The sequence below is a fragment of the Kitasatospora sp. SC0581 genome, from assembly GCF_048159585.1.
GTDB lineage: Bacteria > Actinomycetota > Actinomycetes > Streptomycetales > Streptomycetaceae > Kitasatospora.
Window position 1 is genome coordinate 1 of record NZ_JBLRWA010000141.1, and the last position, 447, is coordinate 447.

General features: G+C 42.1%; 1 protein-coding gene. It reads right to left on the reverse strand.

The features are described 5' to 3' along the window. Positions 1–250 precede the first annotated feature (250 nt). On the reverse strand, positions 251–447 hold a 197-nt coding region (locus ACLWS4_RS37475; protein ID WP_416876498.1), incomplete at its 5' end, for a hypothetical protein.

Sequence of the window (447 nt, forward strand, 5' to 3'; positions counted from 1 at the left end):
ATCAAACAAGGGGGTGTGGATGGTAATCACATCGCTTTCCTCCAGCAGTTCATCCAACGATACATATTTCAGGATGCCGCGCAATTCATCCCTTTCAACATATTTGTCATAAGGTTCTTACGAATTTCCTTATTCTTTAGTGGAATAAATCCACGAGCTTTAATTGTCTGATTGCTTACAGCCTCAGGGATGTAGCATTCTGGCAAAGGCTCTTAAGATAATGTCCATTAAACCGTAGTGATGATCGCCGTTAAGCTGTATTTGATAATTTCTTCTTGGAATTACTGCGTGATGTCATAATGGTTACAATAATAGCAATCATCCCTCCAATTGCGCCAACCCAGGTAACAGAAGCTAGGGAACCTTGTTTGACCGCAATTCCGCCTACACCTGCACCAGCTGCGATGGCAAGCTGCATCATTGATTGATTAAGTCCAAGTAATACAC